Origin of the sequence: Aureimonas sp. SK2, from assembly GCF_029813115.1 — a bacterium.
Classification (GTDB): Bacteria; Pseudomonadota; Alphaproteobacteria; order Rhizobiales; family Rhizobiaceae; genus Aureimonas.
In genome coordinates, this window is the sequence record NZ_JAPZDS010000046.1 from 1 (window position 1) to 2,486 (window position 2,486).

At 66.7% G+C, this 2,486-nt stretch carries 1 protein-coding gene and 1 pseudogene; both read right to left on the minus strand.

All coding sequences use genetic code 11. The annotated features are described in order from the left end of the window. Positions 1–135: 135 nt before the first annotated feature. Positions 136–864, minus strand: a complete 729-nt coding sequence (gene istB / locus O5O54_RS22080; RefSeq protein WP_279484000.1) for an IS21-like element helper ATPase IstB — start codon at positions 862–864, stop codon at positions 136–138. An 8-nt stretch (positions 865–872) separates the two neighbouring features. Continuing rightward, positions 873–2,363 (minus strand): annotated as a pseudogene (gene istA / locus O5O54_RS22085) (IS21 family transposase); the annotation flags it as partial. Positions 2,364–2,486: the final 123 nt, after the last annotated feature.

Here is a 2,486-nt window from a genome sequence, read left to right on the forward strand (position 1 = left end):
TGTCAAATCGCTCCCAAAGCTGACCCCTTTTCGCGTCGAATGCTGGCCCCTGTCGGTTGAGGTTGGTCACGACATGCCAAGGGCCCCGATCGGGGCCCTTGGCATGTCGCGGCGCGTGGGGTGATGGCGTGGAGGTCAGCTTCGGTTCTTGAAGCGCCAGCTCGTGTTGCCGGTCTCGACGATGTCGCAGTGGTGGGTGAGCCGGTCCAGCATGGCCGTGGTCATCTTGGCGTCGCCGAACACCTGCGGCCAATCCGAGAAGGCCAGATTGGTGGTCAGCACGAGCGAGGTGTGCTCGTAGAGCTTGGAGATCAGGTGGAACAGCAACTGCCCACCCGCCTGGCTGAACGGCAGGTAGCCCAGTTCGTCGATCACCACGAGGTCGTAGCGCAGAAGCGTCTCGGCCAGTCGCTCGCCCCGTCCCGCCGCCTTCTCCCGCTCGAGCTGGTTCACCAGATCGACGAGGTTGTAGAAGCGGCCCCGGGCATGCGAGCGCACCACGGCGCTGGCCACCGCGATCGCCAGATGCGTCTTGCCGGTGCCCGTGCCGCCCACGAAGATGACGTTGCGACGGGCGTCCAGGAACGCGCCGGTGGCAAGCTCGCGCACCTTGTCCTCGTCCACCGGCGTGTCGGCGAAGCGGAAGGCGCTCAGGTCCTTCAGGACCGGGAACTTGGCGCTGGAGATCCGGTAGACGATGGAGCGGGCCTGGCGGTGGTTCTGTTCGGCGCGCAGAAGGCTGGCGAGCAGCGGGTACAGCTCGTCGCGCCGCGACAAACCCTTGCCGGTGATCTCGTCGAAGCTGGCCCGCATGCCGTGCAGCTTGAGGTCGCCCATCGCCTCCAGAAGGTCGTGACGCTCCATCACGCGACCCTGCGCAACGTGTCGTAGCGGGCGCAGTCGGCCAGCGGCGGCGCCTTCAGGACCAGCGCGTCGGGGATCGCGATGCTGGCGGGCTGCGGTGCTTCCCGTCGGCGGGCGATGATCGTCAGGATCACGTCGCCGTGGCAGACGCCCTCGTCGAGAGCTTCGGCGCAGGCCGCTTCCACAGCCTCCAGCCCATGGTCGGGAACCGCGCACAGGACCCGGACGAACTGCCGGTCGCCGTCTTCGTAACGCTTCAGACCCGTGCGCACCCGCGCCAGAGCGGGCGGAAGATCCCAGTCCTGGAAGGGCGCGCCGTTGCGCAACGCACCGGGCTTGCGTTGCAGAACCGGCAGATAGTGCCAGGGGTCGTAGACGACCTGGTCGCGCCGGAACTGGCGCGGATGGTCCGCCACCACCTCGTTCTCGAACAGAACCACGATCCGGTCGGCGTAGCTGCGCACCAGCACCGTCTGACCCGCCGCTCGAGCCGCGACGCTGTAGCGGTTGCGATCGGCCATCACCAGGCACGTCGTGGTCGCCCGGACGGCCTTCTCGCTGAACCCTTCAAAGGGCGAGCGCATCGTCATCAACGAGGTCCGCTCCCTCTCGTAGACCTCCCAAACGGTTCTGTCCTTCTGCTCGGGATGGCGCGTGCGCCTGGCGTGGGCGATGCACTGGTCCGCCAGCCAGGCGTTCAGCTCCTCGAGGCTGGCCACCTTGGGTTTGGGCCGGAACAGATGGTCGCGCAGATTGCCGACCTGGTTCTCGACCTGTCCCTTCTCCCAGCCCGCCGCCGGCGTGCAGGCCACCGGCTCCACCAGATGGTGCGAGCACATCTGAAGGAAGCGCCGATTGTACTGGCGCGCCTTGCCCACGAAGATCGTCTCCACCGCCGTCTTCATGTTGTCGTAGATCCCGCGACGGCAGATCCCGCCGTAAAAGGCGAAGGCCCGGTCGTGGGCGTCGAACACCATCTCTTGGCTCTCACGGAAGTAGGCTCTCACGAACGGCATCCGGCTGTGGGCCAGGCGCATGTGCGCCACCTTCACCTTCACGGGCAGACCTTGAAGCGTGATCGTCTCGTGGCTCCAGTCGAACTGGTAGGCCTCGCCGGGCGCAAAGCTCATCGGCACGAAGGCCGTGACGACGATGCGACCGCGCTCCTGGCGCCAGGCCTTGGCGAAGCGGTGCACGCTGTCGTGCGCCCCCTCGTAGCCGCGGCCACGCAGCTCCTCGAACAAACGCTGCGTCGAGCGCCGCTCCCGGCGCGGAAGGCTTGCCTCCGCCTCCAGGATCGCCGTCAGGTCCTCGACAAACGCCCCGAGCTTGGGCGCCGGCTGCACCGAGCGCTCGTAGCGGAACTCGGTCTTGTCCGAGCGAACCACCTTGCGAACCGTCGTGCGTGACACCCCGAACTCACGCGCGATCGTCTTGATGCCGCTGCGCTCCTCGTGAAAGGCGCGCCGGATCCGTCCAATCAAATCCACTTCGATCATTCCCCACGCGAACCCCCAAAGAGCCCGTACGGGCCAATGGGGGGAGCCTAAACAGCTCGGCAGGGGTCAGCATTCGACGCGAAACACCCCGCCAAGGGGGACACAATTGCAGGCGTCTTCACA

Coding starts and splice junctions, on each gene's coding strand:
- istB (WP_279484000.1), bottom strand. CDS start 864: ATGGAGCGTCACGACCTTCTGGAGGCGATGGGCGACCTCAAGCTGCAC.